This window comes from Fluviicoccus keumensis (genome assembly GCF_004217445.1).
Lineage (GTDB): Bacteria > Pseudomonadota > Gammaproteobacteria > Pseudomonadales > Moraxellaceae > Fluviicoccus > Fluviicoccus keumensis.
This window is the reverse complement of record NZ_SHKX01000011.1, coordinates 535,272-561,372: the sequence shown is the minus strand read 5'-3', so window position 1 is coordinate 561,372 and position 26,101 is coordinate 535,272. Positions and strand designations below refer to the sequence as shown.

Annotated in this window: 34 protein-coding genes and 1 tRNA gene; 22 read left to right on the top strand and 13 right to left on the bottom strand. The window is 59.1% G+C overall.

The genetic code is table 11. The annotated features are described in order from the left end of the window. Positions 1-7: 7 nt before the first annotated feature. A complete protein-coding gene (gene pth / locus EV700_RS07845) occupies positions 8-592 on the top strand; it encodes an aminoacyl-tRNA hydrolase (protein WP_130412456.1) in 585 nt (194 codons plus the stop codon). 117 nt (positions 593-709) lie between these two features. After that, entirely contained in the window at positions 710-1,498 is a 789-nt protein-coding gene (locus EV700_RS07840) for an oxygen-binding di-iron domain-containing protein (protein ID WP_130412454.1), read from the top strand. A 71-nt stretch (positions 1,499-1,569) separates the two neighbouring features. On the opposite strand, the gene EV700_RS07835 is transcribed toward EV700_RS07840, so the two are convergent. After that, a complete protein-coding gene (locus tag EV700_RS07835; protein ID WP_130412452.1) occupies positions 1,570-3,060 on the bottom strand; it encodes a flavin-containing monooxygenase in 1,491 nt (496 codons plus the stop codon). Positions 3,061-3,173: 113 nt separating this feature from the next. After that, on the bottom strand, positions 3,174-3,926 hold the full coding sequence (locus EV700_RS07830) for a glutathione S-transferase family protein (RefSeq protein WP_165391378.1): 753 nt from the start codon (positions 3,924-3,926) through the stop codon (positions 3,174-3,176). Between the two features lie 78 nt (positions 3,927-4,004). Between EV700_RS07830 and ychF the strand changes: the two genes are divergently transcribed. Further along, complete coding sequence (gene ychF, locus EV700_RS07825; RefSeq protein WP_130412448.1) at positions 4,005-5,096, top strand: redox-regulated ATPase YchF; 1,092 nt, start codon at positions 4,005-4,007, stop codon at positions 5,094-5,096. Between the two features lie 75 nt (positions 5,097-5,171). Here ychF and EV700_RS07820 read toward each other — a convergent pair whose 3' ends face one another. The 3 genes from EV700_RS07820 to pxpB are packed head-to-tail and all read right to left on the bottom strand — an operon-like array spanning position 5,172 to position 7,523. After that, positions 5,172-5,930, bottom strand: coding sequence for a 5-oxoprolinase subunit PxpA (locus EV700_RS07820; RefSeq protein ID WP_130412446.1), 759 nt, complete (start codon positions 5,928-5,930; stop codon positions 5,172-5,174). Then, positions 5,917-6,864 carry a 5-oxoprolinase subunit C family protein gene (locus EV700_RS07815; protein WP_130412444.1) on the bottom strand — a complete coding sequence of 316 codons (948 nt, stop codon included), beginning with the start codon at positions 6,862-6,864 and terminating at the stop codon, positions 5,917-5,919. Before EV700_RS07815 ends, EV700_RS07820 begins: the two co-directional genes overlap by 14 nt. After that, a complete protein-coding gene (gene pxpB / locus EV700_RS07810; RefSeq protein WP_130412442.1) occupies positions 6,858-7,523 on the bottom strand; it encodes a 5-oxoprolinase subunit PxpB in 666 nt (221 codons plus the stop codon). The genes EV700_RS07815 and pxpB overlap by 7 nt, the downstream gene beginning before the upstream one ends. Before the next feature lie 134 nt (positions 7,524-7,657). Here pxpB and EV700_RS07805 point away from each other — a divergent pair, with 134 nt between their 5' ends. Genes EV700_RS07805 through EV700_RS07780 form a run of 6 tightly spaced genes read left to right on the top strand, consistent with a single transcriptional unit; the run spans position 7,658 to position 10,288 of the window. After that, the gene (locus EV700_RS07805) at positions 7,658-7,990 is read left to right on the top strand and encodes a hypothetical protein (protein ID WP_130412440.1); all 333 of its coding nucleotides are present in this window, start codon (positions 7,658-7,660) and stop codon (positions 7,988-7,990) included. A 10-nt stretch (positions 7,991-8,000) separates the two neighbouring features. Beyond that, a complete protein-coding gene (locus EV700_RS07800) occupies positions 8,001-8,780 on the top strand; it encodes an MbnB/TglH/ChrH family RiPP precursor modification enzyme (protein ID WP_130412438.1) in 780 nt (259 codons plus the stop codon). Continuing rightward, a complete protein-coding gene (locus tag EV700_RS07795) occupies positions 8,756-9,025 on the top strand; it encodes an HvfC/BufC family peptide modification chaperone (RefSeq protein ID WP_130412436.1) in 270 nt (89 codons plus the stop codon). Before EV700_RS07800 ends, EV700_RS07795 begins: the two co-directional genes overlap by 25 nt. A 4-nt stretch (positions 9,026-9,029) precedes the next feature. After that, entirely contained in the window at positions 9,030-9,482 is a 453-nt protein-coding gene (locus EV700_RS07790; protein ID WP_130412434.1) for a DoxX family protein, read from the top strand. Between the two features lie 30 nt (positions 9,483-9,512). After that, positions 9,513-10,085, top strand: a complete 573-nt coding sequence (locus EV700_RS07785; RefSeq protein ID WP_130412432.1) for a sigma-70 family RNA polymerase sigma factor — start codon at positions 9,513-9,515, stop codon at positions 10,083-10,085. Then, on the top strand, positions 10,082-10,288 hold the full coding sequence (locus EV700_RS07780) for a hypothetical protein (protein WP_130412430.1): 207 nt from the start codon (positions 10,082-10,084) through the stop codon (positions 10,286-10,288). Before EV700_RS07785 ends, EV700_RS07780 begins: the two co-directional genes overlap by 4 nt. Before the next feature lie 18 nt (positions 10,289-10,306). On the opposite strand, the gene EV700_RS07775 is transcribed toward EV700_RS07780, so the two are convergent. From EV700_RS07775 to EV700_RS07765, 3 genes are read right to left on the bottom strand one after another with little or no spacing between them, the layout of a single operon-like run. Further along, positions 10,307-11,449, bottom strand: coding sequence for an ABC transporter permease (locus EV700_RS07775; RefSeq protein ID WP_130412428.1), 1,143 nt, complete (start codon positions 11,447-11,449; stop codon positions 10,307-10,309). Further along, on the bottom strand, positions 11,436-12,374 hold the full coding sequence (locus EV700_RS07770) for an ABC transporter ATP-binding protein (protein WP_130412426.1): 939 nt from the start codon (positions 12,372-12,374) through the stop codon (positions 11,436-11,438). The genes EV700_RS07775 and EV700_RS07770 overlap by 14 nt, the downstream gene beginning before the upstream one ends. Next, positions 12,371-13,330: an HlyD family secretion protein gene (locus tag EV700_RS07765; protein WP_165391377.1), complete on the bottom strand. Its 960-nt coding sequence runs from the start codon at positions 13,328-13,330 to the stop codon at positions 12,371-12,373. The genes EV700_RS07770 and EV700_RS07765 overlap by 4 nt, the downstream gene beginning before the upstream one ends. A gap of 149 nt (positions 13,331-13,479) precedes the next feature. Between EV700_RS07765 and EV700_RS07760 the strand changes: the two genes are divergently transcribed. From EV700_RS07760 to EV700_RS07750, 3 genes are all read left to right on the top strand, one after another. Then, a complete protein-coding gene (locus EV700_RS07760) occupies positions 13,480-14,706 on the top strand; it encodes an alpha/beta hydrolase (protein ID WP_130412422.1) in 1,227 nt (408 codons plus the stop codon). A 72-nt stretch (positions 14,707-14,778) separates the two neighbouring features. Continuing rightward, positions 14,779-14,855 (top strand) — tRNA-Met (locus EV700_RS07755). Positions 14,856-15,391: 536 nt separating this feature from the next. After that, positions 15,392-16,618 (top strand): tyrosine-type recombinase/integrase, encoded by a 1,227-nt coding sequence (locus EV700_RS07750; RefSeq protein WP_130412420.1) that lies wholly within the window; start codon positions 15,392-15,394, stop codon positions 16,616-16,618. A 52-nt stretch (positions 16,619-16,670) separates the two neighbouring features. Here EV700_RS07750 and EV700_RS07745 read toward each other — a convergent pair whose 3' ends face one another. Further along, positions 16,671-17,009 carry an H-NS histone family protein gene (locus tag EV700_RS07745; protein WP_130412418.1) on the bottom strand — a complete coding sequence of 113 codons (339 nt, stop codon included), beginning with the start codon at positions 17,007-17,009 and terminating at the stop codon, positions 16,671-16,673. A 111-nt stretch (positions 17,010-17,120) separates the two neighbouring features. Next, positions 17,121-17,369 carry a helix-turn-helix domain-containing protein gene (locus tag EV700_RS07740; RefSeq protein ID WP_130412416.1) on the bottom strand — a complete coding sequence of 83 codons (249 nt, stop codon included), beginning with the start codon at positions 17,367-17,369 and terminating at the stop codon, positions 17,121-17,123. Positions 17,370-17,556: 187 nt separating this feature from the next. Between EV700_RS07740 and EV700_RS07735 the strand changes: the two genes are divergently transcribed. The 7 genes from EV700_RS07735 to EV700_RS07705 all read left to right on the top strand — a co-directional run bounded on the left by EV700_RS07735 (position 17,557) and on the right by EV700_RS07705 (position 21,475). Further along, on the top strand, positions 17,557-17,934 hold the full coding sequence (locus EV700_RS07735; protein ID WP_130412414.1) for a hypothetical protein: 378 nt from the start codon (positions 17,557-17,559) through the stop codon (positions 17,932-17,934). A gap of 18 nt (positions 17,935-17,952) precedes the next feature. Further along, a complete protein-coding gene (locus tag EV700_RS07730; protein ID WP_130412412.1) occupies positions 17,953-18,207 on the top strand; it encodes a hypothetical protein in 255 nt (84 codons plus the stop codon). A 157-nt stretch (positions 18,208-18,364) separates the two neighbouring features. After that, positions 18,365-18,571, top strand: a complete 207-nt coding sequence (locus EV700_RS07725; protein WP_242610214.1) for a hypothetical protein — start codon at positions 18,365-18,367, stop codon at positions 18,569-18,571. 67 nt (positions 18,572-18,638) lie between these two features. Continuing rightward, positions 18,639-19,598, top strand: a complete 960-nt coding sequence (locus EV700_RS07720; RefSeq protein WP_130412409.1) for a DUF932 domain-containing protein — start codon at positions 18,639-18,641, stop codon at positions 19,596-19,598. Positions 19,599-19,816: 218 nt separating this feature from the next. Then, complete coding sequence (locus EV700_RS07715; protein WP_130412407.1) at positions 19,817-20,161, top strand: DUF6878 family protein; 345 nt, start codon at positions 19,817-19,819, stop codon at positions 20,159-20,161. After that, entirely contained in the window at positions 20,151-20,918 is a 768-nt protein-coding gene (locus EV700_RS16835) for an apurinic/apyrimidinic endonuclease family protein (protein ID WP_165391376.1), read from the top strand. Before EV700_RS07715 ends, EV700_RS16835 begins: the two co-directional genes overlap by 11 nt. 113 nt (positions 20,919-21,031) lie before the next feature. Next, complete coding sequence (locus EV700_RS07705) at positions 21,032-21,475, top strand: hypothetical protein (RefSeq protein ID WP_130412405.1); 444 nt, start codon at positions 21,032-21,034, stop codon at positions 21,473-21,475. A 60-nt stretch (positions 21,476-21,535) separates the two neighbouring features. Here the strand turns inward: EV700_RS07705 and EV700_RS07700 are convergent, their stop codons facing one another. Continuing rightward, complete coding sequence (locus EV700_RS07700) at positions 21,536-21,994, bottom strand: hypothetical protein (RefSeq protein WP_130412403.1); 459 nt, start codon at positions 21,992-21,994, stop codon at positions 21,536-21,538. 35 nt (positions 21,995-22,029) lie between these two features. Then, positions 22,030-22,353, bottom strand: a complete 324-nt coding sequence (locus tag EV700_RS07695; RefSeq protein WP_130412401.1) for a hypothetical protein — start codon at positions 22,351-22,353, stop codon at positions 22,030-22,032. A 121-nt stretch (positions 22,354-22,474) separates the two neighbouring features. Here EV700_RS07695 and EV700_RS07690 point away from each other — a divergent pair, with 121 nt between their 5' ends. The 3 genes from EV700_RS07690 to EV700_RS07680 all read left to right on the top strand — a co-directional run bounded on the left by EV700_RS07690 (position 22,475) and on the right by EV700_RS07680 (position 24,860). After that, a complete protein-coding gene (locus tag EV700_RS07690) occupies positions 22,475-22,708 on the top strand; it encodes a helix-turn-helix domain-containing protein (protein ID WP_242610213.1) in 234 nt (77 codons plus the stop codon). 136 nt (positions 22,709-22,844) lie between these two features. After that, the gene (locus EV700_RS07685) at positions 22,845-23,846 is read left to right on the top strand and encodes a YqaJ viral recombinase family nuclease (protein ID WP_130412397.1); all 1,002 of its coding nucleotides are present in this window, start codon (positions 22,845-22,847) and stop codon (positions 23,844-23,846) included. A gap of 84 nt (positions 23,847-23,930) precedes the next feature. Then, entirely contained in the window at positions 23,931-24,860 is a 930-nt protein-coding gene (locus EV700_RS07680) for a recombination directionality factor (protein WP_130412395.1), read from the top strand. A 204-nt stretch (positions 24,861-25,064) separates the two neighbouring features. Here EV700_RS07680 and EV700_RS07675 read toward each other — a convergent pair whose 3' ends face one another. Beyond that, the gene (locus tag EV700_RS07675; RefSeq protein WP_165391375.1) at positions 25,065-26,066 is read right to left on the bottom strand and encodes a phospholipase D family protein; all 1,002 of its coding nucleotides are present in this window, start codon (positions 26,064-26,066) and stop codon (positions 25,065-25,067) included. Positions 26,067-26,101 lie beyond the last annotated feature (35 nt).

Here is a 26,101-nt window from a genome sequence, read left to right as displayed (position 1 = left end):
TGTCGTCATGGCGGGTTTGCAACTGATTGTCGGCCTGGGAAATCCCGGACCGGAATACGAGCAGACCCGCCACAATGCGGGTGCGTGGTTTGTCAGCCGTCTGGCGGCAAACCACGGCATCCGGCTTGTTTCCGAACCCAAGTTTCATGGCTTCACCGGACGCGGCACCATTGCCGGTCACGAAGTCCGCCTGCTGATCCCCACTACCTACATGAACCGTTCGGGTCTGGCCGTTGGCGCCATGGCCACGTTCTTCAAGATTCCCCCCACCGCCATCCTGGCGGCCCACGACGAACTCGACCTGCTTCCCGGTCATATCCGCCTGAAAACCGGCGGCGGTCACGGCGGTCACAATGGCCTGCGCGACATGATTGCCTGCCTCGGCAACAACAACGGCTTCCACCGCCTGCGCATCGGCATCGGCCACCCCGGCGAAGCGCGGCTGGTCTCCAATTTTGTGCTGGGCAAAGCCCCGGCTTCCGAACAGGACAAGATTGACCTGGCGCTGGATGAAGCGTTGCGTGTGTCCGATACCTTCATTGGCGGCGATATCGCCAAAGCCATGAGCCAACTCAACGGCTTCAAAGCCTGACCTCAGCCCAACTTTTTGTCGATTGCCTCACATTTTTCTGATTGTCAGAATCATAACCATGATTTAATTGTGGCTATTTGCTACCATACGCCATCTTTACAATGGCAGGTTTCCCGAATGAGTATCTCCTCCTCTCAAGTACTGTTTGATAATGGCGAACACAAGTGTGTGAGCTTCACGCATCTGGTCAAGGGAGAAGGCGTTCAGGCGAACCAGTTTCTGATCATTCATGGCAAGCACGCCGCCATCATTGATCCGGGCGGAGACCTGACCTACACCCCGCTGACCATTGAAGTGCTGAAGTATGTGCGTTTGCAGGAACTGGACTACGTGATCGCCTCGCACCAGGATCCGGACATCATCGCCTCGATGCCGCGCTGGCTGGCGCATACGCCCTGCACCATCGTTGCCTCGAAGCTGTGGGCGCGCTTCCTGCCGCACCTGACCTCGGCGTTCATGGCCGACCGCATCCGCGATGATTTCTCGGACCGCCTGATCGAGCTGCCGGACCAGGGTCAGGACATTCCGTTTGGCGATACCGTGATCAAGGCCGTGCCCGCGCATTTCCTGCATTCGGTCGGCAACTTCCAGTTCTATGATCCGATTTCCAAGATCCTGTTCTCGGGGGACATGGGCGCGTCGATGGTGGATGACGCCGGGGAGTTCGTGACCGATTTCGATCGTCACATTCCGCACATGAAGGGATTCCACCAGCGTTACATGTGCTCGCGGAAGGTGACGCGGTTCTGGGCGAACATGGTCCGGGACATGGATGTATCGATGATCGTCCCGCAGCACGGCAGCCCGTTCAAGGGCCCGGAAATGATCAACCGTTTCCTGGACTGGATCAGCGAGCTGGATTGCGGCATTGATCTGCTGACGCAGTCGAGCTACAAGGCTCCGTGACGCGCCAAACCCCGCCCGGGAACTGAGTTCAATCGGGTGGGGAATGTCGGACTGAAGCCTGACCCACCGGGTCAGGCGGTTTTCACCAGACGGTAATCCCGTTCATCAAACTTCCTCGTTTCCAGCCAGTACTGCACGGTAAAGCCCGGCCACAGCGTCGTATTCTTGCCGTTCTCATCCAGATACCAACTGGCGCAGCCCGCCTTCCAGACCGTGTTCTTGGAGCGGCGCTGCATTTCCTCGACAAAGGCCTTCTGGATGGCGCGGCGCACTTCCACCTGCTGGTACCCTTTCTTCAGCATGCGGGTGATCGCCTGCATCACGTAATTCACCTGCGCCTCGATCATGAAGATGATCGAGTTATGGCCGAGACCGGTGTTCGGCCCCAGCAGCATGAACAGGTTGGGAAACTTGTTGATGGTGATGCCGTAGTAAGCCTCCATGCCCTTTTGCCAGGCGTCGGCCAGGTTCAGGCCATCCTTGCCGGTAATACTGAGCCCCAGCAGCGAATCAGTGACGTGGAAACCGGTGGAGTAGATGATCGCGTCTACCGGATGCTCGACGCCATCCGTGGTAACGATGGCGTGCTCACGGATTTCCTGAATGCCGGTATTGACCAGTTCGACATTGGACCGGTTCAGCGCCGGATAATACTCATTCGACATCAGTACGCGCTTGCAGCCCATCGTATAAGTCGGGGTCACCTTGCGCTGCAATTCCGGATCGTCGATGGTTCGGCGGATGAAGTTGCGCGCCACGGCTTCGCCCAGTTTCATCAGGCGCGGGTCCACGACGAAGCCCAAGGCGCGGCTTTCAAACATCCAGTACAGGCTGTTGCGGTGCAGACGATTGAGGCGCGGGAAGCGCTTGAACAGGAACTTCTCGATGCCCAGGTAATCGCGATCCATCTTCGGCATCACCCAGGGCGGCGTACGCTGGAACAGGTTCAGCTTTTTGACCTGCCCGGCAATGGCCGGAACAATCTGGATGGCGCTGGCACCGGTGCCGATCACCGCCACTTCCTTGCCGGTCAAGTCGACATCGTGGCGCCACTGCGCGGAGTGGAAGGCATCACCCTTGAACGAGTCAATGCCGGGAATGGCCGGCAACGAAGGGATTTGCAGCGCGCCCTTGGCGGAAATGACGATGTGCACCCGTGCCATCATGCCTGTGGCGTCACGGACTTCCCACAAGGCCATCTTTTCGTTGTAGCGGGCGGAGACGATTTCGGTGTTGAAGCGGATATGCGGCCGCAGATCGTACTTGTCGACGCAGCGGCGGATGTAGTCCTGGATTTCCTCCTGCGGCGCATAACTGCGGCTCCAGTCCGGGTTCGGTTCGAAGGAATAGCAATACAGATGGGAAGGCACATCACAGGCGGCGCCGGGATACGTGTTGTCGCGCCAGGTGCCGCCGACATCACCCGCCTTTTCCACGATGACGAAATCGTGAATGCCCGCCTGTTTCAACCGGATGCCCATGCAGATGCCGGCAAAGCCCGCCCCCATGATGCCGATGAGGGCATCAGCCTGCGGGTGACGGATGTATTTCTGTTCAAGCATGGCGGACTCCGTAATTATTATGGTCTGGTCGTGTTTTAGCGTGGCACGGGCGTACCAGCAATGTGCCGGAAAAATGTTTTTCAGGGAAGTACGGCCAACCGCCCCGCGCCGGATTATTTCCAGTTGTTGCGTGAATTCCGCTCTTCGGCGTACAACCGGAGGATCCAGCGGCCGAAGGGACGACGCAGGGTATCTTCATAGACCTGCTGGAAAACGGGCGAACGGATGGTAAAGCTTTCCCAGGGCGTGCCGGGAATGGCCAGCAAAGGGGCGTACAGCGAGGCGGCGGCGATATCAGCCAGCGTCAGCTGCTCTCCGACCAGATAGCGGCCGCCGTTGTCGACCAGCGTCTGCTCCAGCCGGGTCATCACCGCCAGCATGTTTTCCAGGGCCTTGGGCGTCTTTTCCGGGGTAACGCGGTACAGGCGGCGAATGCCCTGTTGCAGGAACGGCCACAGGTATTCCTTGACCGGGACCGCCCAAGCATAGCTGTCCAGCATCACGTTCATGACGGCGTCCTGGTCGAGGATTTCGCCATATAACCAGCGCCGCAAGTGCACGCCGCCCTCGTCCGCCATCTCTTCCAGCATCGCCACCTTGCCACGCTTCAGCGGATCGTTGGGCAGCAAGGGATGCTGCGGGTAGCGCGCATCCAACCAGAAGGCCATTTCCGTGGAGTCTCCGATCCATTCCCGGCCATCCTTCAGCAGCGGCACGGTGGTGCCGTGGGCGCGCCACCAGCTCAGCAGGCGGTGGGCGCCGGGAAACAGGTTACGGACATCGTATGCAAGATGTTTGAAGTCGAGCATCCAGCGGGCCTTCTCGCAATAATGGGAGAGCGGGAACTGGTAGAGAATACGGTTCATGGGGCCTTCACCTGAGCAAAACGGGTCGTTTTCGTGTACGATGCGCGCCATTGCGAACAGACAGACGAGGAAACAGACATGGGGTTCAATTGTGGCATTGTGGGCCTGCCGAATGTTGGCAAATCTACCCTATTTAATGCCTTGACCAAAGCAGGCATCGCCGCCGAAAACTTCCCGTTCTGTACCATCGAACCGAACACCGGCATTGTGCCGATGCCCGATTCGCGTCTGGATGCGCTGGCTGAAATCGTGAAGCCGGAACGTGTGGTGCCGACCAGCATGGAGTTCGTGGACATCGCCGGTCTGGTGGCGGGCGCGTCCAAGGGCGAAGGCCTGGGCAACCAGTTCCTGGCCAATATCCGTGAAACCGATGCCATCGCCCACGTGGTGCGCTGCTTTGAAGATGAAAACGTCATTCACGTCGCCAACCGCATTCATCCGGTCGATGACATTGAAATCATCAACATGGAACTGGCGCTGGCCGACTTGGACACCGCCGAAAAGGCGCTGAAGCGCGTGGAGAAGCAGGCCAAGGGCGGCGACAAGGAAGCCCAGGCGTTGAAGGCCGTGATCGAGAAGATCCTGCCGACGCTGTCCGAAGGCAAGCGCGCCCGCACGCTGGACCTGAGCCCGGAAGAACTGCTGACGCTGAAGCCGCTGTGCCTGATCACCACCAAGCCGGTGATGTACATCGCCAACGTGGCGGAAGACGGCTTTGAAAACAACGCCTTCCTGGACGCCGTGGTCGCCTACGCCAATGCCGAGAAGGCGGTAGTGGTGCCGATCTGCAACAAGATCGAAGCCGAGATTGCCGAACTGGACGACGCCGACAAGGCCGAGTTCCTGGAAACGCTGGGCATGGAAGAACCAGGCCTGAACCGCGTGATCCGCGCCGGTTATGAACTGCTGGGCCTGCAAACCTATTTCACCGCCGGGGTGAAGGAAGTACGCGCCTGGACCATCAAGGTGGGTGACACCGCGCCGCAAGCGGCGGGCGTGATTCACACCGACTTCGAGAAGGGCTTTATCCGCGCGGAAGTGATTTCCTACGACGACTTCATCAACTACAAGGGCGAGCAAGGCGCGAAGGATGCCGGAAAATGGCGTCTGGAAGGCAAGGCCTATGTGATGAAGGACGGGGATGTGGTGCATTTCCGGTTTAATGTCTGAACCGGTTGAAGCCGGACCTGTCCTTCGCTGAAATGAAAGGACTGTCTGGCGAACAAGGGCGCACGCAGTGCGCCCTTACATTTTTAAGAATGGCCTGATGCTGACTCCCTGCCCTGCCAGCGATGCGCTCAGCAAGCGGGAAAACGCCACCGCATGCGGCCCGTCGCCATGCAGGCAAACCGTGTCAGCCTTCACATCAATCCAGCCCCCTTGCCGCGCCCTTACCCTGCCCTCCTTTGCCAAGCCCAACACCTGTTGCAGCGCCTCCTGTTCATCCGTGATCAAGGCCTGCGGATGCGTGCGCGGCGTCAGGCTGCCATCCGCTTCATAACGCCGGTCGGCAAAGACTTCCTCCACCACTCGCAGGCCATGCTCCCGCGCAGCCCGGACATGTTCACTGCCCGCCAGCCCCACCACTACCAGCTCCGGCGAAATCTCCCGGATCGCGGCGCTGATTACCCGCGCCATGTGCGGATCACGGGCGGACTGGTTATACAGCGCGCCATGCGTTTTGACATGCACCAGCACCGCTCCCTCCTCCACGCAGATTCTCCCTAACAGACCAACCTGATCGAGAATCAGTTGCCGGAGCGCGGAATCCTCCAGCTGCTGCGCCACCCGTCCCATGTTTTCACGATCGGCATAGCCCGGATGCGCGCCTATCTGTACGCAATGCTGTTTCGCCAGCCGCACGGTGCGCCGCATCTGTGCTTCGGAACCGGCATGCGCGCCGCAGGCGATGTTGCACGAGGTGATCCACGACATCAGTTCGGCATCGACATTGACGTCTTCCGGCAACTCGCCGACGTCAGCGTTCAGATCAATGCTCTTCATGGGAAATCCGTTTCAAGGTGCGCTGGAATACAGCCTGCCATTGCGCCAGACGATCGGCGACGTCAGCTTCGTTCAAAATGCGGAAGCGGATGCGTTCCCCGGCCCGCAACTGCGCCATGCGGCTGAGGTGATGCGCGCAAACCTGCAACACCAGCGGATAGCCGCCGGTGGTCTGGTGCTCGGCCGCCAGCAGGATCGGCAGGCCTTGCGGCGGCAACTGCACCGCACCGCGACAGACCCCGGCGCTAAGGCACTGTCGCTCGGGAGCAGCCAGCGGTTCGCCCTGCAAGCGGATGCCCATGCGGCTGCTCTGGCTGCTGACCGTAAAGCCGCGATCGCCCAAGCGGCGCTGGGTATCGGCGTCCAGCCAGTCAAAATGCGGGCCGGGTATGACATCCAGCTCGGAACTGTACAGCTGGCACAGCCGGAAGCCGTTGATATAAGCCGGCGGGACGATCAGGTGGCCGGAACGCGGCGCTTGTGTGCGAATGGCGACCGGCAGGAAGGCATCCCGGGTCAACGGAGACATGCCCAACCGGATGTCGGTGCTGCGGGAACCCAGGATCACCGGCGTTTCCAAACCGCCTTCCACGGCCATATAAACCGTACTGCCCGCCTTGGGCCGGTCGATCTCGATATGCGCGCCGGCGGGAATCCAGCAACGGGCGTACAGCGGCACCGGTCGGCCGTTGCAGCGGATATTCGCATCCGCGCCGCTGAAAACGGCATGCGCACCATCCACCATCAGCAGGCATGCGGGCGGCTCGATCAACTCCAGCACGGCGGCGTTTTCCGCATTACCGACAATACGGTTGGCCAGCCATGCGGCCAGACTGTCATTCGCGCCGCCGGGCGAGATGCCCAGATGCGCCTGGCCGAAACGTCCCTGATCCTGGATGCTGCTGTACAGCGCCGGTTGTTCCAGGATCAGCATGACGCCTCCACCGGCACGAACACGACCTGATCGCCGGGTTGCAGGCGGCAGGGCTCTGCCGACAGGGGATCAAACAGGACTTCGTCGCAATGGCCGATCAGGTTCCAGCCGCCGGGGGTGGCTTGCGGATAGACCGCCGTCTGGGAAGCGCCAATGGCGACGCTGCCCGCCGCAACCTGCACGCGCGGGGTATCCAGACGCGGCGTGGCCAGTTGCGGGTCGAGGCCGCCCAGATAGGCAAAGCCCGGGGAGAATCCCAGAAAGTACACGTCATAGACCCCGGCGCTGTGACGGCGGATCACTTCCGCCTCGCTGAGGCCGGTATGCGTGCTGACGCGGGCGAGATCGGGGCCGTCATAACGCACGGGCAGTTCGATCTGTCGCGGGGTGAAGCGGTGCGCGTCCGCCGCAGCCAGCAGGGACGGCAATTGCGACTGGATGGCCAGCAACGAGGCCGTACCCAACAGCACCGCCAGCGGGTCAAGCAGTACTGTCAACGTGGCGTAGGCCGGAACCAGATTGACCACGCCCGGCAAATCGGCGTCGCGCAGCGCGCGCCAGGCAGCGTGGACGCGGTGGTTGACGGCGCGGTCAATGGCCTCACCAAAAGTGATTTGCAAGGCGGTCTGACCCAAGGGTGTGAAGGTATGCGTATTCATGGAACCGAAGGTTAACGCGGCTTTCCCGCCCGGCTGAAAATATTTTTGAAAAAGTTTGTCAGGAATCGGCCGCCGGTGACGACTACTTGGTTGAGCACCTCTTGTGCCGATCATTAAACCCAAGGAGTTACACCATGTCCATTCGTACCCTCGCCGCTCTGGCCCTGACCGTCATCACCTCCTCCGCCCTGGCCGCCGAAGGCGGCGAGCGCAAGTGCGGGGCCGGTTCCTGCAGCAAGAAGGGAGCCCACAAAACCGTCAAGCATGACGGCTCCTGCTCGAAGAAAGAAGCCAAGGGCGCCAAGGAAGCCTCGTGCTCGAAGAAAGATGTCGCCGGCGTCTCGGTAAAGGAGGCCTCCTGTTCCAAGAAAGACATGCCCGCGATGGACAACGCCGCTGCAAAGATGGAAATGCCCGCGAAGGACGCTTCCTGCTCCAAGAAAGACGCCTCCTGCAGCAAGAAGTAAGGAGCGCGCCATGGCCGGTCTGGGATACCGCCGCGAGATGTCGGATTGGGACATGTCGCGGATCGACGCCGATTTCTTTGAGGTGGTGCCGGAAAACTGGACCCGCCGCGACCGCGCGCCGCTGCACCGCCTGATCGCATCCGGGCGTCCGGTGCAGTTGCACGGGGTATCCCTGAACCTGGGGGGAACGTCTCCCCTCAACTCGGGCTTCCTGTATGAATTGCGGGAACTGATTGATGATCTGGGCGCGGAGCATTACTCCGACCATCTGGCCGCCAGCGGCGACGCGCACCAGCTTTACGACCTGTTCCCCATTCCGTTCACGGAGGCCGAAGCGACCCGCGTCGCTGACCGCATCCGCGCGGTGCAGGACGTGCTGGGGCGGCGCATCGCCATCGAGAACAGCACCTGGTACACCAATATCGGCGATATGCCGGAGCCGGATTTCCTCAGCGCCGTGGTCGAGCGCGCGGACTGCGGCATCCTGCTGGATATCAACAACATTGCAGTCAACTTCAAGAATCACGGCCTGATGGATGTGCCGGAGTTCCTGACACGGATCGACCTGTCGCGGGTGACCTACCTGCACGTGGCCGGACACGAGTTTGACGACCGTTTCGGCCTGTATGTGGACACGCACAGCCAGCCGGTGGAAAGCGACACCCGCCGCGCCGCACTCGACCTGCACCAACGCCGCGGCCTGCCGATCCTGCTGGAATGGGACAACGACCTGCCCGACGCCGAGACCCTCAACCGGGAGCTGACATGCCTGCGTTCCATGACTACGTAAGGGGCCTCACCAATACCGTCCCCGACGGCTATGCCGAGCCGGGCATGCGGCTGTACCGGCATCTGGTCTATCTGGGCGCCTCGCAAATGCTGGAGGCGGCGTATCCGGCCTTGCGCAGCACGCTGGATGAGCCGGACTGGCGCGAACTGATTGAAGCCTTTGTGCGCTCGTCGCGCTGGCAATCACACTACTATGGAGACTTGACCGATGAATTCCTGGCTTTCCTTGAAGAACAGGCTGGATGAACGGATGGACCAAACAACCGCCCCGCTGGGCCTGCTGCTGCTGCGCCTGTGGCTGGCGCAGGAATTCATCCAGGCGGGCTGGATCAAGCTGTCCGGCGGCCTGAGCGCCCCGGACTGGTTCCGCGAGCTGAGCTTCCCGATGCCGGTCAGCTGGTTGTCCGCCGACCTGAACTGGATAACAGCGGGCGTATTGGAAACCGGGTTGGGCCTGCTGCTGCTGGCCGGACTGTTCGGCCGACTGGCGGCACTGGGCTTGCTGTTCGTGACCTGGGTGGCGGTGTACAGTGTGCACTTCGATCTGGGCTGGGTGGGCTGGAACCAGATCGAAACGGACGACGGTCAGGGGTTCAAGGTGCCGCTGATGATCGCATTGATGCTGTTCGCGCTGCTGGCCAAGGGCATGGGCGCGTGGTCGGCGGACGCCTGGCTGGCCAAGCGGGGACGTGCGCCGGGATAACGCGCCGCGCCGGGAGAATCGGGAGAGTTTGTGGATATTCGACGTGAACTGGACAGCTGGGTGCGGCAGTGGCGCGCCCCGATGCTGCGCTTTGCCCGGCTGCATTTGTCACACCACGCCGATGCCGAGGATGCGGTTCAGGAAACCTTTGCCGCCGTGCTGATGGCCGATGCCGCCACGCTGGCCGGGGTCGAGCCGCGCCGCTACCTGTTCGGCATCTTGCGGAACAAGGTGATGGACAAGCTGCGCCAACGCTATCGCAGCCCGGAAACCCAGGCGCGGGAAGATGACGAAAACCTGGATGAACTGCTCTTCGACAGCCGTGATCACTGGATGCGAGGCGTCACGCCAGCCTTGTGGCAAACGCCGGAAAGCCGCACCGCGAGCGATCAGTTCTTCAAGGTGCTGGATCTGTGCGTCAACAACCTGCCCGCCAAACCGGCGCGGGTGTTCAGCATGAAGGAGTTCCTGGAATGCGACCCCGAGGAAATCTGTGCCACGCTGGCCATCAGCAAGCCGGACTACTGGCAATGCCTGAGCCGCGCGCGCAAGCAGTTGCATCTGTGCCTCAACCAGAACGGTTTTGAAGGGGAAACACTATGATGAAGTGCCGGGAATACATCTTCCAACTGACCTCCGGACAGCTGCGTGACGCGCCAAAAGCCTTGCGTCTGGAAGCGGCGATGCACCGGATGATTTGCAAATACTGCCGGACGTTTACCCGCAACGATGCGACGCTGGACAAGGTGCTGGCGGGGTATCGCGAATCGTTGCAGCAGCCGGAGGATGCGGGGAAAAATCCCTGACACTGGAGCGCACGGGTATTAATCCAGCGTCTTCCTGAACCGTTTCAGCCCCACCGCCAGCACCACCCCCATGAACAGCAGCAGCGGCCAGACATTCGGCCACAACTCCGCTACGCTGTTCCCCTTCAGCATCACCCCCCGGATCAGACGCAGGAAATGCGTCAGCGGCAGCGCCTCGCCGATCACCTGCGCCCAGTCGGGCATGCCCCGGAACGGGAACATGAAGCCGGTCAGCAGCATGCTGGGCAGGAAAAAAAAGAAGGTCATCTGCATGGCCTGCGTCTGGTTGCGCGCCACGCTGGAAATGGTGATGCCCACCGTCAGGTTGGCAAGGATGAACAGGAAGATGCAGCCCAGCAGCACAGGCAGACTACCGACAAATGGCACGCCGAAAATGAACTTCGCCGCCAGCAGGATCACCGTCACCTGCACATAGCCGATCAGGATGTAGGGCGTGATCTTGCCCAGCATCACCTCCAGCGGCCGCACCGGCGTCGCCAGCAGGTTTTCCATGGTGCCGCGCTCCACCTCGCGGGTGATGCCCAGCGCGGTCATCATGATCATGGTCATGGTGAGGATGACGCCCATCAGGCCGGGCACGATGTTGTACTGGGTGATGCCTTCCGGATTGTAGCGGCGGTGAATGCGCACCTCGAACGGCGCAGGCGCGGCGTTCAGCGCCTGCAAGGGACCGTGCAGGTCGTGGCGCAGGGCCGTGACGCCCAATTGCTGAATCGCGGCGATGGCGTTGCCGGTCGCGGACGGGTCGGTGGCATCAGCTTCCAGCAGGATGGCCGGGCGTTCGCCACGCACCACCTTCACCTCGAAACCGGCGGGAATGGTCAGCGCGAACTGCGCTTCGCCTTCCGCCAGCATCTGCCCGGCTTCCTGGTCCCCCAGATCCGTCGCCAGCAGCTTGAAGTAACCGCTGGTTTCCAGAGCCGCCACCAGCGAGCGGGTAAACGGTCCCTGCTCGTGCGCCACCACCACCGTCGGCAAATGCTTGGGATCGCCGTTGATGGCGAAGCCGAACAGCACCAGCTGCATGATCGGGATGCCGACCATCATGGCGAAGGTGAGCCGGTCGCGGCCAAGCTGGATGAACTCCTTGATGATTACCGCCAGCAAACGGCGGACGTTGAAACCGTCAGGCCGGGGCATAGTTGTCCGCCGATTGCTGCATCAGGTGGATGAACACGTCCTCCAGTTGCGGCGCGGCTTCGTGCCAGCGCAGGTCGGGATCGTGGCGATAGGGGGCGATGGCCTGCGCCAGCCGGTCGGCATCGCGGCCGCAGACATGCAGCGCATTGCCGAAGCGCGTCACCAGCTCGACGCCGGGCTGCTGCTCCAGGGCTTTCGCCAGCAGACTGACATCATCGCCGCTGACCCGCCAGGTATGTAGTCCGGACTGCTGCACCAGCTCCGACGGCGTACCGGTGGCCAGTAATCGGCCATAGGCGATATAGCCCAGCCGGTGACAACGTTCGGCCTCGTCCATGTAATGTGTGGACACCAGCACGGTGATACCCTCATGCGCCAGTTGGTGTATTTCATCCCAGAATTCGCGGCGCGCCTTGGGATCAACGCCGGCGGTCGGCTCATCCAGCAGCAACAATTTCGGCTCATGCAGCATGCAGGCGGCCAGCGCCAGCCGCTGTTTCCAGCCGCCGGACAGCGACCCGGCCAGTTGCTTCTGCCGACCGACCAGCCCGAGGCGTTCCAGCGCGTGATCAACCCGTATCCGACGGTCCGGCATGCCATAAACGCGGGCGATGAAATCAAGGTTTTCGCGGATGCTCAGGTCGTCATAGAGGCCGAAACGCTGCGTCATGTAGCCGACTTCGCGCTTGATGGCGGCAGCATCCTTCAGCACGTCATAACCCAGCGTGTGGCCGCTGCCGCCGTCCGGCGTCAGCAGGCCGCACATCATGCGGATGGAGGTGGTCTTGCCGGAACCGTTGGGGCCGAGGAAACCGTAGATTTCCCCCCGCCGCACCTTCATATCCAGACGATCAACCACCGTCTTGTCGCCGTAGCGCTTGGTCAGGTCGCGGACGTCGATCACCCAGTCGCCATCAACGCTCATGGCAAGACCACCTCGACCGGCTGGCCGGGGCGCAGGTTTTTGGCCTGCTCCGGCAGCGGCTTTGCTTCCGCCATGAACACCAGCCGCACACGATTGTCCTTGTTGTAAATCACCGGCGGCGTGAACTCGGCCTCGCGGGCGACATAGGTCAGCGTCGCATCCAGCGGCTGCGCGCAACCATCGCACCGCACCTTCACTTTCTGCCCCTGCGGCAACTTCGCCAGCAGCGGCTCGGGGATGTAGAAACGGACTTTCACCGCCTGCGGCCCCAGCAGGCTAAGCACCGGACTGCCGGCAGGCACCCATTCGCCCGGCCGGAAATAGACCTGCTCCACCCGCCCCGCTATCGGCGACAGCACCATTTTCTGGCCCAGCAGCCAGCTGCGTTGCGCCTGCTGCTCCTTGGCGACATCGACACCGGCCTGCGCCGCTGCCTGCGTCTGCTCTCGCGCGGCCAGGCGGGCGGAGGCCAGTTGCGCCTTCATTTGCTCCAGTTGCGCCGCCTCGGCATCGCGGCGGGCCTTCAGCACATCCAAGGTGGAATTGGAGACATAGCCCTGCGCGTTCATTTCCCGCTGACGCCTGAGATCGACTTCGGTCGCCTGCAACGAGGCTTCGGCGGCGCGGACATTGGCTTCGTATACCGCCAGCTCCACCGGACGCTTGCCGCTTTGCAGGTCTCGCGCCTGCGCTTCCGCTTGCCGGATGCGCGCCTGCGCCTCGGCGACGGAGAGTTGTTCGTTGTCAGTGTCGAGCCGGTAGGCAATATCACCGGGGTTGAGCGTCTGACCGGCATCGGCTTTCAGTTCGACCAAGCGTCCCGCCACCGGAGCCGCCAGCCGCACCGGTTCGGTTTCGACATAGCCGTCCAGATGGTCCGGCGCCGGACGGGAACACCCGGCCAACAGGGCGGATGACAGCATCCACAGGGTCAAGGGTAAACGACGGCAATTCATGACAAGCAGTATCCTTGCGGCGGCTGTGCCTTTCATACCGATACTGGCATAGCCGATTTCAGAAAGCACCCGTCAAAAGGCTTGCCGGAAAAAAGTGCAACCGCTATCTTACCGTACATTCGTACAATAACTATAAACCGAGAACTCCGATGGAAGCCCTGTCGTCGATCGTCTCCCGCGTGGCCAACCAGACCTACGGCCACAGCCGCAACTTCATGCCGCCGCAACCGTGGTGGCAGAACCTGGAACCGAGCTTCCACAAGTTCCCCGATGACTTCTACCTCGACTTCCGCACCCAGACGCTGGTGGAAAGCACCGCCGTGGTTGACATCGGCCTGCGCACGGTGATGGCCGGATACGCCGCCGCCTGCTGCCTGCCCACCACCCTCTGGCCCGCGCAACTGATGCGCGACTCCCGCGACCGTTATTTCTATCAGGAACTGGCTGACCGGCAGGACCCGGCCCAGTTCTATCGCAAGCCGGAAAAGGACGTGACCATCCGCAAGGGCAAGCCCGGCCCGCTGGACTTCAAGCCGGAGGATGGCGGCACCTGCGAACTGCTGTCTTTTGAAAGCCCGTTTGAAGCGGTGAACCCGAATCTGCGCGCTTCCTACGCCAGCCACAAGCGCAACCGCATCGCCTGGGCCGAGCATTGGCGTCATCCCGGTGAGCCGCGCCCTACCATCTGCGTGATCCACGGCTTCATGGCCGACCCTTACTGGGTCAACAGCCGCTTCCTGGCGCTGCCGTGGTTCTACAAGCAGGGTTACGATGTGCTGCTGATGACCCTGCCCTTCCACGGCCGCCGCCAGAGCATCGGTTCGCCGTTCAGCGGCTACGGTTACTTCGCGCACGGCATCTTGCACGTGAACGAATGCATGGCGCACGCGGTGCATGATTTCCGGCTGTTTCTGGATTACCTGTTCCGCATCGGCGTGCCCAAGGCGGGCGTCACCGGCATTTCCCTGGGCGGTTACACCACCGGCGTGCTGGCGGCGGTGGAAGACCGTCTGTCCTTCGCCTTGCCGAATGTGCCGGTCGTGAGCCTGGTGGACCTGCTCTATGAATGGTTTCCGGTGTCGCCGATCCTGAAGGCGGGCCTGCGCATTGGCGGCATCAATATCCACGAAGCGCGGCACACCATGGCGGTGTCGTGTCCGCTGACCTACAAGCCATTGCTGCCCAAGGAAAAGCTGATGATCATCAGCGGCGCGGGCGACCGGCTGGCGCCGCCGAAGCATACCCGGCTGTTGTGGGAACATTGGGGGCGCTGCCGGTTGCACTGGTTTCCGGGGAATCACATCATCCATCTGGATCAGGGCAAGTATTTGAAGGATATGGCTCAATTCTTGCGCGATACGGGTTTCGACCGCTAGTTTTTTGGGCGGAAAGTGTTGACAAGCAGGCGTCAGAACAAGAAAATGTGCGCCTCTCTTGTAGAGCTCGTCGGCTATGTAGCTCAGTTGGTTAGAGCACAGCACTCATAATGCTGGGGTCACAGGTTCGAGTCCCGTCATAGCCACCAGATTCCGTTTCAAGGTGATCCAATAAGCCCTGAAACTTCAACAAAAACCGGCACTTGCCGGTTTTTTGTTGTTCCACTGAATCCAATGGACCACATTGGAATCCAAAGAGCGCATGCAGTAACTTCGTCGGTAACACACCTCCGGCAAAACGAGTTACCGACATGCGTTCCTCCAACAAGCTACAACGCCCATCCCCTTTCCCCAAAGCTAGCCTGACTTCTTGCAGCCTCTTTGTCCCTGGGACTGTTCCGCTCACAGGGCTATCTACAACCGAAACCGCTATACACCACAACATCCAGCTCCGAACACATCACTACTTTTCCCATCGCTCCAGGGCAATGTCACTTTTGCCTCGGCACAATCATTGTGTAATTTTTTGTAATTTCATCCACTCCAACGTAGCAACGATGCGATCCAACTGGCGTCAGCGCATCACAACAAAGCCCACTACGATCCAATACCCCATTGTTTTTAATATGAAAATTAAGAAATAGACTCGACATGCCCTATTTTTTCTCATACGGAGGACACAGCCATGCCGCTAACTGAAGTTGCATGTAAATCGTATAAACCCAAAAAAGATGCAGATTACAAGGTTGCCGATGAAAAGGGACTGAGTCTGCTGGTTAAAACCACCGGCGCAAAATGGTGGCGCTTCTCGTTCTCTTTTGCCGGTAAGAGGAAAACCCTTTCGATGGGAACGTATCCGGAGACCTCTCTGAAAGAGGCACGGGAAAAGCGGGATGATGCACGGAAAATGATCGCTTCCGGAATCGACCCATCTGCAAACCGGAAAGCCGTGAAATCTGCTCAGTCTGGGGAGGTCACTGACAGCTTCAAAGTTATCGCGCTGGAATGGCTTGCCATACAAAAGGACAAGTGGGTGAAGTCACATTACAGCAAGGTTGAGGCTCGGATGCACCGGGATGTCTTGCCTTGGCTCGGAAACACCACTATCCGGGATGTGAAAGCCTCGGATATTTTGAAAGTGCTGCGCCGTATCGAAGAGCGCGATGCGATTGAAACAGCCAGGCGGGCATTGCAAAACATCAGCCAGGTTTTCAAATACGCCAAAGCAACGGATCGGGCCGACCTCAACCCTGCACCTGATCTTGTAATTCTTCTGAAAAAGCCGAAAGAAAAGCACATGGCGGCAGTGACTGAGCCCGCCGGAGTTGGCGAACTGCTTAGGCAAATTGACTCTTTTCAGGGAACCTTCACGGTACGCTGCGCACTTCTGCTGGCTCCTTTGGTGTTTGTACGACCTGGAGAGCTGCGTCAGGCGGAATGGAAAGATATCAACCTTGACACTGCCGAATGGCGCTTCAGGGCCAGCAAAACCCATCAAGGCCACATTGTCCCTTTGAGCCGGCAGGCAGTTGATATTTTCAAAGATATTTTCCCTTTGACGGGGCATGGCAGGTATGTGTTCCCGTGCCAGAGGAGTGATGAGCGGCCGATGAGCAACAATGCCATTCTCGCAGCTTTCCGGCGTATGGGTATCGGCAAGGATGAGATGACGGGTCATGGGTTCCGCGCGATGGCAAGAACACTGCTGTCGGAACGGCTCCGCTACCCGGATGCCATCATCGAACATCAGTTGGCGCATCAAGTCCGCGATGTTCACGGATACGCCTACAACCGGACGACCTTTCTCGAAGACCGACAAGTGATGATGCAGCAATGGGCTGATTATCTCGATAATCTTCGCGAGGGGAAGGATATCATTCCGGTCAAGAATCAAGATGCACAGGCCGCCTGACGGCAGCTCCATGACCAAGGCCATGACTTCATCACGGCCTTGGTTTCAATACTCAGACATGCTTTATCAGCATGTCTTCCAACTGAATACCCTTCGCAATCCTTTCCTCCACCCAACGCGGACGCTTGCCTCTACCTGTCCAGGTATTGGCGGGAACCAGTGGGTCGCGATAGCGAGGGGGCACAATTCCTCTGCCTGCGGGCTTGGCTGCATTGCCGCGCCCTTGGGCAATCAATTCATCCACGGTCAGGCCTACCTCATTGGCAATCTGCACAACTTTGAAGTAGGCATTCTTGACCCCTTCGCGCTGCAAGTCGGCGATTCTGGCCTTGGCTTCGGTGATGACTTCATTCAACTCAATAGCGGACAGGCCGCTTAAATCAATGGGCATGAGAGAAAACCAATCAAAATCTCAATAAGGATCAAAATAATAACCGATCCCAAGGTAATTCAGATACATATCACCCAAAGGAAGCTATTAGACGGAAAACCGGGTTGAAAATCAGGCTTGTTCCGAAGCTTTCAGTATTTCCCTGACACCATCAAGTGCATCCAGTCCAAGCGCTCGGCAGTACCAGATGAATTCAACAACATCCAGTCTGCGCTCACCCTCCTCTACCCGCTGCACATAGCTGTGCGGTTGATCCAGACGGTCAGCCAACGCACGCATGGAAAGGCCCTGCGACTCCCTCGCAGTCTTGAGCCACGCCCTCAAGGCGTTCATTTCAACAGTGTTAATGCTTCTGGTCATGGCCGCGTTTTACGGCACGTTGACCGATGTACTCAAAATGAGTACATTCCATCGAACCCTGTCTTTCTGCCATCACCAAGAGCGAACCACTGCATCGCCCCATATTGATGAATCCTCAGGACTTATTGGATCAATAGCAAGGCACTGGGCTACTTGATGGATTTACTACACTCAAAAGGAGAACTTCATGGATCCCGACAATCCCAACACCAATCCAAACCCTGCACCCGAATCCTCCACCGAGCTCACGCCGGGGCAGAAGACCGCTTTGAACTGGGCCATCCTGGCATTCGGCTTTGCAGTCTTCTTTCACATCTTCAACACCTCTTACATGGTTCGGCATGCCGGATTCTTCGCCAAAGCCTTCTCCGTCATCGTGGCTACCGGTATGGGAACCATTGGCGCACTGATCGGTGACGGTATCCGCAAGTTCGCCATGCCGGATGCCATGCTGACTTCAGGAATGGGCGAAACCATCAAGGCCAAGCTGTTCTGGAAAATCGGCCCTCAGTTAATCGGCTTGTTCCTGGGCATTGCCATTGGCGCGGCATTGGTGTTGGGTTAATTCATTCAAGGAGACATCATGTACAAGCTTCTTCTGATTACCGGAGCCTTGCTGCTTTCTGCCTGCTCACGAAGTGACTTCGCACAGTTCAAGAGTGACTTCATGGATGGCTGTGAACGCTCCGGCGGCACGGAATACGTGTGCAACTGCACCTTCGACAAGGTGGAGAAGCACTATGGCAAGGAAAAGATAGAGCACTTTCAGAAAACCCAGAACCCGCCCATTTCAATGCTGGAGTTCACCGGCCAAGCCCGAATGGAATGCATGCGGTAGTTGACCACTTGCTTCAATCGACCTGCCCTTCCTGTGGATTGGCAGGTTTTTTTATGCCTCAAGGAGTCTTTTCATGCCTCATATCTGCCCGCGATGTCATTCCAATCTTGTCGCAAAACGAAATCTGGCCCGCAAAGCTGTCGGAACCATTGGTGCCGTGAGTGGCGTCGTCGGAGGCGTGGTGGCCTGCGCCCAGGACGGCGGTGAGTCCGACAATCTGGCGGCGGCCGTTATCGGTGGCATGGCCGCCGGATTGGCAGTCGGAATCGCCGGTGCCCGGCTTGGCGAGTTCGTCGATCAGAACCTGCTGGATAACTACCAATGCCTGCGTTGCGGCTACCTGTTCAGCGACGGCTGTATTTAACCGTTTTCCCATTTTTCACGCACAAACCACAGGGCTTTGGCCCTTTTTTCATTTCTGGAGAATCATCATGGCTCATCAAGTCGAATCCATGGCCTTTGTCGGCGAAACCCCGTGGCACGGCCTCGGCAATCAACTCTCTCCCCACCAACCCATTGAGGTCTGGGCACGCCAGGCCGGGATGGACTGGAACATCAAGGAGGCTTCCGTCCGCTACTTCACCGAATGCGGCGGCAACCTCGGGGCAATCATGTCCTTCCCGGACAACAAGGTGCTGTTCCGCTCGGACAACCACGAACCGCTGTCGGTGGTCAGCCAGCGTTATCAGGTGGTGCAGCCTCGCGAGATTCTGGAGTTCTACCGGGATCTGACCGAGATGTCGGGCTTCGAACTGGAAACCGCCGGGGTACTCAAGGGCGGACGCAAGTTCTGGGCTCTGGCACGGACTGGCAAGGACGGCGTGATCAAGGGCGATGACCAGATCAACGGCTATGTGCTGCTGGCGACTGCCTGCGACGGCACTCTGGCGACGACAGCGCAGATGACCAGTATCCGCGTTGTCTGCAATAACACGCTGACGGTGGCGTTGAACGGCGCAACCAACGCGGTGAAAGTGCCACATTCCACCCGCTTCGATCCGGAGGCGGTGAAGAAGCAATTGGGCATTTCCGTCTCGGCCTGGGACCAGTTCATGTACAGCCTGAAGACGCTCAGCGACCGCAAGGTGAAGAACGTGGAGGCGCAGAACTTCTTTTGGAATGTCTTCGCGCAGGACAACAGCAAGCCCGGAGCGGCGACCAACGAACGGGCGATGGCGAAGGCCATGGAACTGTTCGAAGGCAACGGCATGGGGTCGAACCTGGAGTCGTCGCGGGGAACAGCCTTCGGTTTGCTCAACGCGGTCACGCAGTTCGTGGATCACGAGCGTCGGGCGCGCAGTACCGATTACCGGCTGGATTCGGCATGGTTCGGTCAGGGGGCGACCATCAAGCAGCGCGCCCTGGACAAGGCGCTGGAGATGGTAGCTTGAGTGCATTGCATTCATTCCGCAATTTCTTTCAGTTCATTCTTCTTTATCCATCAACCCCTCGCCCGACCTGCGATTCGCAGCGTCGGATTTTTTCTTTATGCCCCGTATCCGGGGCGGGAGTGTTTGTCATGCTGGAGTTTCAATTACCGGCGGAGGATTCCCGGACCTTGAACCGGGACCGTCTGCTCGGGGCGCTGGCCGGGCTCGGTGTCCGGCAGGTGGTAGTCGCATACGAGGGAGGCGGTGACTCCGGGGATATCTGCGAGGTCTCAGTGGAGCCGCCAGAGCTGTTGCCCACGCTGAGCACCGAGATGATCGAATTGCGTTGCCGGATCGGAGAGTTCGAGGACGGGCGCTATCAGTACCGCACGGCGGATCAGCCAATGAGCCTGCACCAGGCCGCCTCCGAATTCACCCTGGACTGGGTGGGGGATACGCACGGCGGCTGGGAGAACAACGAGGGCGGCAGCGGCTGCGTCACCCTCGATGTCGTGGCGGGGACGCTGAAGCTGGAGCACACCGAGTATTTCACGGAGAGTCAGGATTATGTCCATGAACTGTAAGAGCGACCGCCCGGTGCATGTGTCGCTGGGAGCCTACGGCCGGATGCCGCACGGCCTTGCGGTGTCGAAGGCGGTGCATCACACCCCATCCGATCCGGTGCTGGGGCTTTTGTCGGCGCAACGTCTGCAATTGTGCCCGCAAGGACGGGGACGGCTGGATGCCGACTTCGCCTCTGAGCTGGTGAAGGCCTACCCCGGCATCGAGTGGCGGCTGCATGCCAACGTGCAGCTGGAGTCGGCGCAGCGGGTGGTGGATCTGGCGCACTGGCCGCAGGAGCGGGACTGGTTCGAGCGGCTGGCGCGGGTTTCGGCGGCGCTGAAGGCTCCGGCCTATACCGCCCATGCCGGGCGGCGGGATCAGACGACGGTGGCGCAGGTGTTGCGTCATGCCCGCGAGGTCGAGGAGATGCTAGGCATTCCCGTCGGGGTGGAAGGCCATTATCCGACGCCGAGCGGGATTTGGCTGTTCGGCTGCTGGGCGGAATACCGGACCCTGTTTGAATCTGGCGTCCGATATGCGCTGGACCTGTCGCACCTGCACATCCTGGCTGTTCAGTCCGGGCGGATTGAGTGGGGCCTGCTGCGGGAGATGGTGGCCAGTCCGAACTGTCTGGAAATCCATGTCAGCGCCAATGACGGTTCGGCCGACCGGCATGAGCCGCTGACGGGTCCGGCCTGGTGGCTGCCACTGCTGGCCGAGGCGCATCCGGACGCGGTGATCTTCTACGAGGGCAAGCAGTCGGTGGGGTTTCACTGACAGCTACAGCCTACTCCCTGCCCTCTGCTTGTACGTCGCCCTTCCCCCTAGTTAAGGCATTTCCAATTTCATCTTCCTTTCAAGTCATGGCCTTTTCGGCCCAGGAGACTGTCATGGTCTGCATTGCATCAACTCCGGTCGCGGGTAATCCGTTGCCGGTGAATGTCGCCGCCGTCTGGGGCGGCTTTCTGTACGAGGGGCTGCTGGCCCCGGCGCGGGATCAGGAGCGCGTCACCCTGATTCTGGATAGCTGGGGTTGCGGCTGCCTGGAGCTGGTGATGGCCGTCTGCGAGTACCTTCCCGGATTATGGTTACAGATCGCGGACGTTTGGAACCGGCACGACCTCGATTTCCCCGGCGTCTTCGAGTACGAGGTGGTCTCGGCATTCGGCGCGTGGCTGGGGGGCTGGCTGCTAGAGAACAACGGCCGCCTGCCCACCTTCGATCAGGCGGCGGAAGCCATCGCCCGGTTGATTAACCGCTTCCTGCATCAGGAACTGCGCGAGTTTTGGCGGGGTCCGCTCTGCCTGGAAGCTGAAATCGGTGTCGCGCACTGACTCTGGAGGATGGTCATCGACACTGCCCTGCGCCCAGAGGACGTCAGGGCAGTGTTTCCTTCAGGCTGGAGTGTCCCCCACCAGAATCTTCTGACGACGGTCCGCTTCGGGAATGTGATTGATGCAGTAGTTGATGTAATAGACATTGAAGACGAAGGTGTAGAACGCATTCATCCGCAAGTCGATCTTGAAGTTTTGCAGGGCGTACTCTTCCAGCGCTTTCTTGGCGCTGAACGACCAGACGATATACATCACGTTGGCGGCCAACGATATCAGGAATCCCAAACCGGCCATTTCATCCTCCTGCGCACGCATGAACAACCCGCCCAGTCCAACGCAAACTGCCACCCAAATGACATACGTCTGGGTAGCCGTTTTGACTTTGGTGATGCCATCCAGAATCGGATAGACGCGGCTCAGCCATAACAAGGGATATAACCCGCCCGTGGCGAAGGTCAGCAGCACCATATTGACGGTCTTGGTATCGACACGATCCTTTAACTCTGTTGGGGACAACAATTGGATTCTCCTTGGATTGGTGGCAGCGATGCCGGTCAGTCAAAGCTGAATGTGAATTCACCTTGATCGGTTTTGACTTCTACCTCCTTGACGTTCTCAGGGTTGCAGCTGGCAAAAATCTTGCTGATTTGCCCAAACTTCAAATGCCGACCCTTTTCGAAGAATGAACCTCGGCAGTTCCCCCGGTTGATAGAAAATCCCTGGAGCTCGACATCATCCACCCGCGATGAAATCACCACCCTTGAACCATTTCCTGTCGTGGAGGACTCCAAGCTGACGTCCACCGGCGCATCCCCACACCCCGTCAGAAACGCAAACAGAGCCGTCATTGCTCCAATGCGCACAATCGTTTTCACCATAACTTCCCCTTCCTTTTGATTTGATATCGGACGGGCTCGCCGACTCCCGATCACGCTCAATTGCGGTACATGTACCGTGGCTTCAAATGCATCATATCGTAACTATTGATGCATGCCAAACTTGACCAGCTACAGACAAGACCCGGTACTGATCGCCTTGGGTGGCGCTATCAGGCGTGCCCGGCTCGCCTGTTCGCTGTCGCAAGAAGAACTGGCCCTGAAAGCCGAAATAGATCGAAGTCATCTTGGCCGCATTGAACGGGGTGACAACAATGTCGCCATTCTGACCTTGGCGCGTATTGCCCAAGCAACCGGAATTACTGTGGCGAAACTGATGGAGGACGCCCGGTTGTAACACCTGATCCCTGCTGCAACCAAAAAGCCCAATCCTTTCCGGTTGGGCTTTTTTATTCGATTGAACAAGCCCCCACCCTAAAACCCACGCGATCTTTTTTGGTCACGCGGGTTTTTTATTGCCCTGGAGAAGTACCATGCAGCCATCCCAAGTCGCGTTTCGTCCACGCCCTCAGGCCCTGCGCCTGGTCAACACCCAAACCTTGAGCCGTGAATCCTGGCTCAACGTCCGCAAGCAAGGCATCGGCAGCAGTGATGCCGCCGCTGCAGTCGGCCTCAACCCATACCTGTCACCGCTGGAACTGTGGATGATCAAGACCGGCCGGGACAAAGATCTGCCCAAGCCCGATCCCTTCGATGAAGCCTCGCCGATCTATTGGGGCAGCCTGCTGGAGCCGATCGTCGCCCGGCACTACACCAAGCACACCGGCCGCAAGGTCCGGCGCATCAATGCCGTGCTCCAGCATCCCGATCCGGATAAATCCTGGATGCTCGCCAACCTGGATTACACCGTTTCCGGTAACGAAGAAGTACAGATACTGGAGTGCAAGACCGCCGGGTTTCACGGGTCCTTCCTCTGGCGGGACGGCGTGCCGGAGTACATCCAGTTGCAGGTGCAGCATCAACTGGCCGTGACCGGCAAGGAGGCGGCGGATGTCTGCGTGCTGGTCTGCGGGCAGGAAATCCGCATTCACAGGATTGAGCGCGATGATGAGCTGATCGCCAAGCTGGTGGAACTGGAGCGACAGTTCTGGCGCTACGTCGAAACCGATACACCGCCACCGGCGGATGGTTCGGAATCGGCGGGCAAGGCGCTGCGCTTCCTCTTTCCCCAGGATGCCGGGAATACGCTGGATTTGTCGGAGGACATTCATTTGTCGGACGCCTTCGCCGATCTGTTGCAGGTCAGGCAGGAAGTCGCTGATAAGCAGGAAAAGGAAGAAGTCTTGAAGCAGCGCATCCAGCAACGGATGGGTGACGCCAGCCGGGCGATCTTTGCCACTGGCAGCGTGTCATGGCGGAAGAGCAAGGACAGTACAACACTCGATACGGCACGCCTGTTGAAGGAACAGCCCGACCTGATGCAACGCTACCCTCTGACCCGATCCGGCAGTCGCCGCTTTATCGTCAACAGTTGACCCATGCCACGACGGCATAACGCCCGCCCCGGATAGACCGGGTGCGGGCTTCTTTCTTTATATAAGCTCATTGAGGACACGACCATGATCAAAGGTCTCGCCATCACCCCGCCCGTGCTTGGGCGCATCAGTATCGGCCGCGTGGTCGAGAAAAACGGTAAGCGTCTACCGGAGAAAGACGACCAGTTCACCCTGACCACCCAGGTGCAGCAGCAAGGCAACTGGATCATTCACCCGCTGGACGAGGAGTACCGTAAGGACGCACCGGGCGGCAAGCTGCGTTCAATCCCGGTTCGGATGTTGTTCAACGATCCTGACCTGAACCTGCGGGCGGAATATTCGATGTTTGACCGGCAAACCGGACGGCCGGTGTGCGTGGGCAACGGCGAGAAGTGCCGGCGCTTTACCCAATCGGGTGTGCAGACGCTGGAATGCCCATCTCCGCTGTTGTGTGACTTTGCAGCCAATGGCGGCTGCAAGCCGTATGGCCGGTTGAACGTGAAGCTGGGGGATGACGATGAAATCGGCACTTTTATCTTCCGCACCACCGGCTTCAATAGCATCCGGACACTTACGGCGCGGCTGAGGTATTACCACGAAATATCGGGAAAGCTGCTTGCTTGCCTGCCCTTGCAGCTTCGCATTCGTGGGAAGAGTACAACGCAGAGCCATCGGTCGGCGATTTTCTACGTGGACCTGACGGTGCGCGATGGGATGACGCTGACACAAGCGGTGATTGCAGCGAGGGAACTGGAGAATCAACGGAAGGAAACCGGTCTGGACCAAGATGCCTTGGACGCCATTGCGAAGGAAGGTTTCGGCAATGCCGCATTCGAGTTCGGCGAGGAGGAAATTCCCGCTGTCCTAGAGGAGTTTTACCCTACCGGAGAGGGGCACAGCGACACCGATGCCGAAAGCCAAACATCGCGGACTGATCAACCGACAGCATCTCATCAAAAGGCCAGGCTCACGGAGAAACTGGATCGCAGAATCACGATGCAGAATCAACATTGATGAGGGCCTACATTACATGTAAGAAGTCCGGCGGCCCCCGCCTTGACTTCTTTTTTTGCCCCTGTTCAGATCATGACTCTCGAGCAGATATTGGCCAACCTACGCGCTATCAGTTTGTCGCGGCTGAGATGGCCGTGTTTCTTCCTCACTAACCAATCGGTCGCAACTCCAAAGTCAAGCCGCTCGACAAAGAGCTTAATACCTCTATACGTGGTTATCTAATTCCCATTGCCGGAACTCATAGAAGGGATAACAACGGCCTTCACCAATTTCTGGGCCATTAAGCTCAAGCCATGGCCGGACTTGCTCAATCAGGCGAAGCCTATCATCCCTATTGAAGGACCATGGCCCTACCGCATTCTGCTTGACCATGAAGTCCAGCATGATTTTTTCATTTTCATCTTGATCAATATAGAAGCTTTGAAGTTCAGGGACTGGGCGAACAACATCGTGAATCAATACTCTCCCGCGAGATCCCCAATAAACTTGAATCAGCGTAGATTCGGGATCAGCCATTAAGTCCCGCTCATCCCAGCCCTCAAAAACCTCTAGGCGGGCTAGGAGACGGCTCTCGGGCTGTTCCTCGACAATGGCTTGCTTGACCTGCTCCAATTCCTGGCGAGCGCGGTCACTTGCATACTGCCTAAAAACAGCCAGATAGATTGGTCTATCCCTGAGTACATGAGGAGGCTGCTCGATGAGGGACTGACCCAAATTCAACCGAGGCCGCGCTTGGCGCCTTCTTTGCCAGACAGCGCTTGCGGCATCTAGGTCGGCGTCAGTGACGAGTTGTGCTTCCTGCCACTGTTGTTCAAACCAGACACTGGCGGATTGTCGTTGCGTGACATCCTTGGTGCTGATACCTGCCTCTCGCCAGCCAACCATTTCATCCAGTTCAAGACCCAGGCCATTGGCTGATACATTGGCTGAACCGAGGATCAAGCGGCTGTCAGTCAGTACTAGCTTGGCGTGCAAGTCTGATAGATGCCGGATCTCAATGTTAGCAAGTTTGCGCAACTCCCGAATAGCATTGGGATTGGTGCCACCAGAGGCCAGATTGCAGATGATGCGTAGTGAATTGCCACGCCACTCGTTGAAGAGTCGTGCTGCGCCACTTCCCCAGAAGGCTACTGCCAGTGAGGCTTGCTTGGCTTTGGTCAGAGCGTCTTTCAATTCATCGAAGTATTGCGTGCCATGGATCAACATTTTCTTCTCCCTAAGTGTCCTACGCGTCTTCGCTC

What these genes read in the sequence shown, in the direction of transcription:
- pth (WP_130412456.1), top strand. Translation starts at nt 8, where the DNA reads ATGGCGGGTTTGCAACTGATTGTCGGCCTGGGAAATCCCGGACCGGAA.
- EV700_RS07840 (WP_130412454.1), top strand. Translation starts at nt 710, where the DNA reads ATGAGTATCTCCTCCTCTCAAGTACTGTTTGATAATGGCGAACACAAG.
- EV700_RS07835 (WP_130412452.1), bottom strand. Translation starts at nt 3,060, where the DNA reads ATGCTTGAACAGAAATACATCCGTCACCCGCAGGCTGATGCCCTCATC.
- EV700_RS07830 (WP_165391378.1), bottom strand. Translation starts at nt 3,926, where the DNA reads ATGAACCGTATTCTCTACCAGTTCCCGCTCTCCCATTATTGCGAGAAG.
- ychF (WP_130412448.1), top strand. Translation starts at nt 4,005, where the DNA reads ATGGGGTTCAATTGTGGCATTGTGGGCCTGCCGAATGTTGGCAAATCT.
- EV700_RS07820 (WP_130412446.1), bottom strand. Translation starts at nt 5,930, where the DNA reads ATGAAGAGCATTGATCTGAACGCTGACGTCGGCGAGTTGCCGGAAGAC.
- EV700_RS07815 (WP_130412444.1), bottom strand. Translation starts at nt 6,864, where the DNA reads ATGCTGATCCTGGAACAACCGGCGCTGTACAGCAGCATCCAGGATCAG.
- pxpB (WP_130412442.1), bottom strand. Translation starts at nt 7,523, where the DNA reads ATGAATACGCATACCTTCACACCCTTGGGTCAGACCGCCTTGCAAATC.
- EV700_RS07805 (WP_130412440.1), top strand. Translation starts at nt 7,658, where the DNA reads ATGTCCATTCGTACCCTCGCCGCTCTGGCCCTGACCGTCATCACCTCC.
- EV700_RS07800 (WP_130412438.1), top strand. Translation starts at nt 8,001, where the DNA reads ATGGCCGGTCTGGGATACCGCCGCGAGATGTCGGATTGGGACATGTCG.
- EV700_RS07795 (WP_130412436.1), top strand. Translation starts at nt 8,756, where the DNA reads ATGCCTGCGTTCCATGACTACGTAAGGGGCCTCACCAATACCGTCCCC.
- EV700_RS07790 (WP_130412434.1), top strand. Translation starts at nt 9,030, where the DNA reads ATGGACCAAACAACCGCCCCGCTGGGCCTGCTGCTGCTGCGCCTGTGG.
- EV700_RS07780 (WP_130412430.1), top strand. Translation starts at nt 10,082, where the DNA reads ATGATGAAGTGCCGGGAATACATCTTCCAACTGACCTCCGGACAGCTG.
- EV700_RS07775 (WP_130412428.1), bottom strand. Translation starts at nt 11,449, where the DNA reads ATGCCCCGGCCTGACGGTTTCAACGTCCGCCGTTTGCTGGCGGTAATC.
- EV700_RS07770 (WP_130412426.1), bottom strand. Translation starts at nt 12,374, where the DNA reads ATGAGCGTTGATGGCGACTGGGTGATCGACGTCCGCGACCTGACCAAG.
- EV700_RS07765 (WP_165391377.1), bottom strand. Translation starts at nt 13,330, where the DNA reads ATGAATTGCCGTCGTTTACCCTTGACCCTGTGGATGCTGTCATCCGCC.
- EV700_RS07760 (WP_130412422.1), top strand. Translation starts at nt 13,480, where the DNA reads ATGGAAGCCCTGTCGTCGATCGTCTCCCGCGTGGCCAACCAGACCTAC.
- EV700_RS07750 (WP_130412420.1), top strand. Translation starts at nt 15,392, where the DNA reads ATGCCGCTAACTGAAGTTGCATGTAAATCGTATAAACCCAAAAAAGAT.
- EV700_RS07745 (WP_130412418.1), bottom strand. Translation starts at nt 17,009, where the DNA reads ATGCCCATTGATTTAAGCGGCCTGTCCGCTATTGAGTTGAATGAAGTC.
- EV700_RS07740 (WP_130412416.1), bottom strand. Translation starts at nt 17,369, where the DNA reads ATGACCAGAAGCATTAACACTGTTGAAATGAACGCCTTGAGGGCGTGG.
- EV700_RS07735 (WP_130412414.1), top strand. Translation starts at nt 17,557, where the DNA reads ATGGATCCCGACAATCCCAACACCAATCCAAACCCTGCACCCGAATCC.
- EV700_RS07730 (WP_130412412.1), top strand. Translation starts at nt 17,953, where the DNA reads ATGTACAAGCTTCTTCTGATTACCGGAGCCTTGCTGCTTTCTGCCTGC.
- EV700_RS07720 (WP_130412409.1), top strand. Translation starts at nt 18,639, where the DNA reads ATGGCTCATCAAGTCGAATCCATGGCCTTTGTCGGCGAAACCCCGTGG.
- EV700_RS16835 (WP_165391376.1), top strand. Translation starts at nt 20,151, where the DNA reads ATGAACTGTAAGAGCGACCGCCCGGTGCATGTGTCGCTGGGAGCCTAC.
- EV700_RS07705 (WP_130412405.1), top strand. Translation starts at nt 21,032, where the DNA reads ATGGTCTGCATTGCATCAACTCCGGTCGCGGGTAATCCGTTGCCGGTG.
- EV700_RS07695 (WP_130412401.1), bottom strand. Translation starts at nt 22,353, where the DNA reads ATGGTGAAAACGATTGTGCGCATTGGAGCAATGACGGCTCTGTTTGCG.
- EV700_RS07685 (WP_130412397.1), top strand. Translation starts at nt 22,845, where the DNA reads ATGCAGCCATCCCAAGTCGCGTTTCGTCCACGCCCTCAGGCCCTGCGC.
- EV700_RS07680 (WP_130412395.1), top strand. Translation starts at nt 23,931, where the DNA reads ATGATCAAAGGTCTCGCCATCACCCCGCCCGTGCTTGGGCGCATCAGT.
- EV700_RS07675 (WP_165391375.1), bottom strand. Translation starts at nt 26,066, where the DNA reads ATGTTGATCCATGGCACGCAATACTTCGATGAATTGAAAGACGCTCTG.